Annotated in this window: 4 protein-coding genes and 1 pseudogene; 2 read left to right on the top strand and 3 right to left on the bottom strand. The window is 57.7% G+C overall.

Annotated features, from left to right (window positions below):
• Positions 1-91 precede the first annotated feature (91 nt).
• From SY26_RS19500 to SY26_RS19490, 3 genes and pseudogenes are all read right to left on the bottom strand, one after another.
• Positions 92-1,606: pseudogene (locus SY26_RS19500) on the bottom strand (type IV secretory system conjugative DNA transfer family protein); the annotation flags it as partial.
• Positions 1,599-3,728: a relaxase/mobilization nuclease domain-containing protein gene (locus SY26_RS19495; RefSeq protein WP_046001948.1), complete on the bottom strand. Its 2,130-nt coding sequence runs from the start codon at positions 3,726-3,728 to the stop codon at positions 1,599-1,601. The gene SY26_RS19495 and the pseudogene SY26_RS19500, both read right to left, overlap by 8 nt.
• Positions 3,715-4,299: an HTH domain-containing protein gene (locus tag SY26_RS19490; protein WP_369799463.1), complete on the bottom strand. Its 585-nt coding sequence runs from the start codon at positions 4,297-4,299 to the stop codon at positions 3,715-3,717. Before SY26_RS19490 ends, SY26_RS19495 begins: the two co-directional genes overlap by 14 nt.
• Before the next feature lie 689 nt (positions 4,300-4,988).
• On the opposite strand from SY26_RS19490, the gene SY26_RS19485 reads away from it, so the two are divergent.
• The gene (locus SY26_RS19485; protein ID WP_046001947.1) at positions 4,989-5,705 is read left to right on the top strand and encodes a ParA family protein; all 717 of its coding nucleotides are present in this window, start codon (positions 4,989-4,991) and stop codon (positions 5,703-5,705) included.
• Positions 5,705-6,553: a hypothetical protein gene (locus SY26_RS19480; protein ID WP_046001946.1), complete on the top strand. Its 849-nt coding sequence runs from the start codon at positions 5,705-5,707 to the stop codon at positions 6,551-6,553. Before SY26_RS19485 ends, SY26_RS19480 begins: the two co-directional genes overlap by 1 nt.
• Positions 6,554-6,635 lie beyond the last annotated feature (82 nt).

The raw sequence follows: 6,635 nt of genomic DNA, 5'->3' as shown, positions 1-6,635 counted from the left end.
GCTATTTGGGGAGCGCGCGCGCCATGGCGCTTGGCGCCCCGCCACTGGCCTGGTTTTGCGCCGCCGCGTGGCCGGTTTTTACGCCGCCGTTGACACGCTTGGCTTCGTCCTCGGTAAGAAGCGGTGCCTCCTCCGTTCTTTCCGACGTGCTGCGACCTTCGAAAGGATTGCGGCCGATAGAGCGCGACCGGGTAACAACGCGCTTGGTTGTCTTTCCAACAGCCTTGCTCAGTTCTTCGGTGGTCTTGGGGTCTGAGGGCGTCAGGTACAGCTTAACCCCTGCGTTGCCTTGCAACGCCAAGCGGGTGTTCTCACCATAAATCTCGTCCAAAGCCGGGATCGTCTGCGTGATGATTGCGAGATGGCCCCGATATGAGCGCAGCGTCTCGATGCTCTCGACCACGATAGGCATTTTTCCGAGGCGGTTGAACTCGTCCAACAGGATCATGACAGGCCAAGGTTCATCCTTGCCCGGCTCCTTGTCCTGAAGGGAGGAAATCAAGTCAGAGAAGAACAGGCGGATAAGGGGCGCAAGCGGCTTCACCATGTTAATCGAGACGACCAGGTAGACGGTGAACGGCTTCTTGCGAATGGTGCGAAAATCGAAGTCCGACACCTTTGTGGCATTGTCGATGGCAGGATTGCTCCACTGATCGAGGCCGGAAGTCATCAGCAGCGACACATAGGATGTGAGGGTGTCGTTGTTCGTGGACGCCATGCGTTCAAAGATCAGCTTCGCGGCACGGTTCTGTACCTCGTCGCGCCGCATCATGAACTCTTTCTGCTTGTTTCCCCCTGATGCCGTGATGCGGTAGATTTCGCCCAAAGTTGGCCGCTTCCGCTCAAACGCCAGCAGACCGGCTGCTACAAAAATGTCGATGCCACCTTTCAAGAGGCCCTGGACGCGATCACTGTCCGCTTGAAGAAAAAGCGTCGCAAGAAGCTGTAGCTCCATTTGCTGCCGATCCGCGTCCTCCAGTTCGTAGATACGCAGCAAGGGGTTGTAGCGGTGCGAGCGCCGGTCATGCCAGTCTGTCGGAGCAAAACGGTAGATCTTGTCACCTCGGGCGGCGCGATAGCGGGCAGTTTTCTCAAAATTCTCGCCTTTCACGTCCAGCACCACAGCCGAGCCTACGAAAGCCAGCAAGTTCGGGATCACAAATCCTGAAGTCTTGCCTCGCCCGGTCGGTGCGACGACCAGACAATGAGGAAAAACAACCGAGGCAAGAAATTTGGCGCGGGACCGGGGCGAGCCTGTTTTCCCGAGAACGTAGCCGGTCCCCAACTTCCCGTGAAAGCCGTTCTTCTTCAGCTCTGATCTTGTCTGAAAGTGCGTGCGCCCAAACTTGGTCAGCGCCACGCCGGAAAGCACGGCACTAAGGAGCAAACCTCCGAGAGCAAACCCGCCGACGATGAGATTGATCCTGCGAAAGTCGTTTGGCTGATGCTCGCTGAGAGACAGATAATTTCGCGCTAACCAGAAGAAGTCGATCTGCGCGCTTAGTCCAAACTCCCGAAAGAAGATGTAGGCCGTCGCGGCGACGTAGCCCGTCGCCGCGAAAACCAGTGTCAGCAAAACCAGTCCAACGCCGATTTTCTTATCCATGCGTAACCCCCTTCTCGGTTTCGCCGTGGGTATGCTTCACGCGGTGCGCCTCATATTCTTCGTCAGCAATCTCAGAAAGGACCTCGCGTGTGGCATCGCTGTTCGCTGTGGTCGCGTCTGATTGCAGATAGGCTTTGGCTGCATAAAGTCTTTCCAGCCGGTCATCGAGAACGTCCTTCAGAGCATCAGCATCGCCATTCTTCAGGGCTTGCACTTGATCCTCGTCCAGCTCGCGCTCGATCTCTGCACGATACGCAGCGCCACTGGCGGCATCAGTAAACGCAGGGTTCAGCTTGTCATTGCGCTCATGCTCGACAACCCGCGCCACTGTTGGGCTGACAGCGGCCAGGTCTTGCGCCCGCGTCTCGGCCTCGATTTCGCGAAGCTCTTCACGTCGATCTGCCTCTACAAGACGATCCCATGAGCCAAGCTGTTCGCCCCGCGCCTCCGCCTTCTCTACGCGCGCTTCAACACTTTCCTCGATTTCCAGAAGCCGGCCACCAATGGACGCCCGGTCATGACCCTCGGCTCTGTATCGTGCGATCTCGGCGCCCACGCCTTGCTGAATAGTCGCATTGCGAAGTACATCCCGCTCTTGGTCAGCAACCGCCTCGGGTTCTCGAGCCACAATAGCCTCGCTTTGCACTCGGATCGGACCACTGTCGGTGCGAATGACAGGTTCTGCATCAGTCTCTACCACGCCATTATCACGCAGCACCTCCGCCCGCTCCAAGACAGTGCCAAGCTGAACATGGACCTGATCCAACCGATCGACCGCCTTCTGTATATCCTCGCGTCGTTCTAGGTTGAGGCCGTCCGTCTCAGCGATCTTTTGCAGATCGTTGGACAGCCATTCGCGCTCAAGGGCTGCGTTATTGGCTGTCGTCTCGATCCTGGAAATAATGGCTTCCGACGAAATGCCAGTACCCCGTAGTGCAGTTTCTATGCGCGCACGGGTTTCCGGCTCCCGCAACTGCCCCAAAGCCTCGCGATTGATGTTGGCCTCTGAATAAACACCATCTGCCGATGGGGCTTCGATCAAGGATTGCGACCTAGTTCCGAGAGGCTGCATGTGCTGAACGGAACGATAGATTTCATGAAGCTGCGCCTCTGCTGCTGGTCGCTGCGCCTCTGGCTTGGCGGCAACCATCGCTTCCACCCGGCCCATGCGCTCAGAAAATGCGCTTCTCAGTTCATCAAATGTCTGATCGTTCGCCATGTAAACTTCTCCACGTTGTTCAAGATGCCCGCCACGCGCCAGCATTTCACCGGCCCGGAACAAGGCGTTTGCAATATCTTCCCGATTGTCAGCCGTCGCCTCGGCAGCCAACGAGCGGTAAACCTTCGCGTTGGTAGCTATGTCAGCTAGAGCCCGGTCCAGGTCGCCCCCGACCCTTTCCCGTTCGACAGGCGCCCTGCCCTCTGCTTTCGCGCTGTAAACCTCGCCTGTACGCGGCGCATAGGTGACGATCCCGCGATCTATCCGGCGCGTTGCTTCCAAGCGGACGCCGAGCTTCTGTGCCTCTTCAACCATAGCCTCGCGGAAGGAGTCGTAGTTGAAATCGTGGTGCCTTCCGAGATAGAAGAATTCGCCTTCTTGCGACCTACGGTTCAGAACGACATGCGCGTGGGGGTGCGCTCGATCTTCGTGAACCGCTATCAGGTAGTCGAAGTTACGCCCCTCGGTGGCAAAGAACCTCTCGCTGACCGCACTCGCTATGTCGCGAACATCGCTGCCGCGTGTCCCTACGGGAAACGACATGAGCATGTGCGTCGTGTGGCCCATCTTGGGGTTGAACCCTTGGTCCCATCTGGCGGCGAAGCGATCCACCACAGACTTGATCTCATCCGGCGACAACTGCTTCTTGCCGTCCAGCACTCCGCGGCTGTCCACAATGAACGAGCTTTTCGTTGTGAGATAGGCAAGCTGATTGGAAAGCTGCGCCCGCGTGTGCGTGCCACCCGACCGGATTGCCTTGAAAACCGCTGACCTGTGCCCGCCCGCCGCCCGCACCATCTGCTGCCGTTTCTGATGCAAGCCCTGCGTAGAGCCGCGCAGCTTGCTCCATCCGTCCTCGAAGAGCTGGCCTGAAATTGCGGCAACCGCGTTACTCCTTGCCATCAGCAAGATCCTTCAAAGCCCGAGTGACAGTAAGGGAAAGGGCCTCGGCCCGGCGCTGAGCAAGTAGGTGAACCTGGTCTGCGAAGTCCAAGACGAACCCCGCAAGGCTTCGCATCTGCGAGAGACCGGCCTGCCCGAAAGGCGGCCGCATCCCCTTGTTGTTGGCCTCGTTCATGCGCTTGGCGATCTGCGTCACGTTGTTGCCGACCCGATTAAGGGCTGCACGGAAGCCCTGAAGTTCAGAAATCAGATGCTCGTCCGGCACGAACACGCCGTTCGCAGCTTGGATCAGACGCCTCAAACCCTCTGAACGATTTTCGATGCCGCTCCGGGCCAAGACCACATCGAAAGCCCTTAGCTCATCCTCGGTCAAACTCACGTTGACTTGGCGGTTGCGAATACTGGTGTCCCGGCGGCGCTCTTTTTCAGTCTTGAGGGTGTAGTAGATCGTCCGCTCGGTGACGTCGAATTGCTTAGCAAGCGCCTTAGTCGTCACGCCTTTTTCGCGCTCGCGGACAATGGCGAGGCGATCATTTCTCGTTAAGCGGCGACGCGTCGGCATACTGAACATAGAGCCCCTATTTCCTGCCACCATCATACAGACAAGTAGGCTTTGACGCAACAACGAGCGCAGCGAGTGTCAAAGCCGTGAAGCTTGGCTGGATGATTCCGCATCAAGCGGTTCTCCGCAGGAGGTTCGCGCGTCGGGCCAAAGGCTCGACCAGGGGCAAAGCCCCCCGAAAAAATCGCCGTGCAGCGGCTCAATATCCCCTCGCCGCTACCGAGGGTCGCGCAAACCCCGAATGGCTGCTCTACGCCCCCCTCACGGCCTCTGTGGCACCATCCGCCAGCAGCCCCTCGGCCCGCCTTTAGTTCGAGGTCGCGTCACGCCCCCCCCTTGCCCTTCGGCTCTAGCCGCAATGGGTCGCGCCTATCGGGCAACACGAAACACGAAACACGGCGCAAGAAGGCAAGTTTAGGTCTCGGTTGGGAACACGAAACACCAAACACGCAACAGGTAACACTAGACCCGCGGCCGGAAACACTAAACACGCAGCAAGAAACACGAGGCACGCAGCACCAAACAGGCAACAAGCAACAAGGGACAAAAGACACGAAGTACGAAGTACGAAGCACGATGCACGAAGCACGAAGCACGATGCACGAAACAGTTGACCCGCAACAACGATTCTGTAACAAGGAACACGAAACCCGTAACAGGCAACACGGGACAAGAAGCACGAAACAAGAGGCGACAGGATGCCAAACGACGACATGAAGGTCATCACGATCATGACCCGCAAAGGGGGTGCCGGGAAAACCATGCTGACCCGCGCCCTTGCAAGTGCTGCTCTTGCACAGGGCAAGCGGTGCCTAGTCCTCGATGCCGACCCGCAGCGGGCGCTTTTTAGATGGGCTGAGAAACTGAACATCAGTCTCCCCAACTTCAGCATCGAGAAGCTGAACAGCGCCAATGATTTCGAAGAACGCGTAGATGCAGCATGGGAAGAAGGAACAACCGACTACATCTTTGTGGACACCCTCGGTGCAGCAGGAGCATGGGCCGATGACTTGGCTGCGTTAAGCAATACGCTGGTTGTTCCTATGATGCTCAGCAATGACGACATGGAAATCACAACCGACACGTACAACTGGTATCGGCGGCTAAGAGAAAGAACAGACGATCCTGAAAACCTGCCGTCCTTTCATGTTGTGCTTTCAGCAGTACCCGCTCGGCAAAGCAAAACAGAGAAAGAATTGGAAATGGAGGCGCTGCGGAAATTTCCGGTTGTTGAGGACTACTTTATGGAGAGAAAGCAGCACAAAGATGCCGCAAGTTTTGGCTTCCTGCACATCTTGGCCGAAGAGCGCCGGAATAGCGAAAAGCCGCTTGAGAGGCTTCATGCCGCGCACTTTGATGAGGCGTTAGCTGAAGCGACCTCGATCCTCAAAGAAGTCTCGGGAAAGGATAGCTGATGGCACGCAAGAAACGCCCGTCGATCCAAGGTATAGATCCTGACTACCGGACCGACTTCCACGGCACTAAGGACCAGAGTGCTTTTCAGCCTGCCATGACTACTGCAACCGGACCTGAAACAGCGGGACCAGGAAGGGACGCTACAGTTGTGCCATCACCGGACGCCTCACCAATAGCGGCCGAGATACCGGACGCCGAGGCCGGTCAAGAAGCCGAAGCCTTGGAGGCGGCCGAGACGCGGCAGGACGCCGAGGCCGGTCAAGAAGCCGAAGCCTTGGAGGCGACCGAGACGCGGCAGGACGCCGAGGCCGGTCAAGAAGCCGAAGCCTTGGAGGCGACCAAGACGCGGCAGGATGCCGGGGCCGGTCAAGAAGCCGAAGCACAAACCGGGGTTGTTAAGAAGGGCAGGGACAAGAACAAGAGAAGCACCGAAGTTGCCGGGAAAGAGGCAGGCGAAAATCCAGCGTCCAAACTGGACGGCGCAGAAAAACGCGAAATTGCTTTAGACGTTGCCGCTAAAAGTGAGCATGGAGACGCGCTAGAGGCTCTGGAACAACACGGCTTCGCAATGCGCGATGTGATTGTGAAAGCCGGACGCCGCGCAACGGGCCGGTTCGAGCTGAAACCAGACTTCGTGCCAAAACCAGAAGCCAAGCGACTTCCAGTGCGAGTGGGGGGCTACCACACCACCAAAAGGGTGCCGGCTACGATTCTTGATGATCTTCGCCAGCACCACGATCCCCTGCGACTGAAATCAGACGGCGCAATGGTGCGAGGACAGTTCGAACCCTTGTTCTGGGCGTGCCTCGATGAAGTAATCGAAGAGCTGCAAGGAAAGAAGGGCTAGAAGGCGCGGCAAGCCGCGCCACGATTTTTCCTAGAAGGGGGAAGGAGTTTCGGCTTCCTTCCCCCTGAAGCAAAATAGACAG

Source organism: Paracoccus sp. 228, from assembly GCF_000967825.1.
Lineage (GTDB): Bacteria > Pseudomonadota > Alphaproteobacteria > Rhodobacterales > Rhodobacteraceae > Paracoccus > Paracoccus marcusii.
This window is presented reverse-complemented; position numbering and strand designations above follow the sequence as displayed.

What these genes read in the sequence shown, in the direction of transcription:
- SY26_RS19490 (WP_369799463.1), bottom strand. Translation starts at nt 4,299, where the DNA reads ATGTTCAGTATGCCGACGCGTCGCCGCTTAACGAGAAATGATCGCCTC.
- SY26_RS19485 (WP_046001947.1), top strand. Translation starts at nt 4,989, where the DNA reads ATGCCAAACGACGACATGAAGGTCATCACGATCATGACCCGCAAAGGG.
- SY26_RS19480 (WP_046001946.1), top strand. Translation starts at nt 5,705, where the DNA reads ATGGCACGCAAGAAACGCCCGTCGATCCAAGGTATAGATCCTGACTAC.
- SY26_RS19495 (WP_046001948.1), bottom strand. Translation starts at nt 3,728, where the DNA reads ATGGCAAGGAGTAACGCGGTTGCCGCAATTTCAGGCCAGCTCTTCGAG.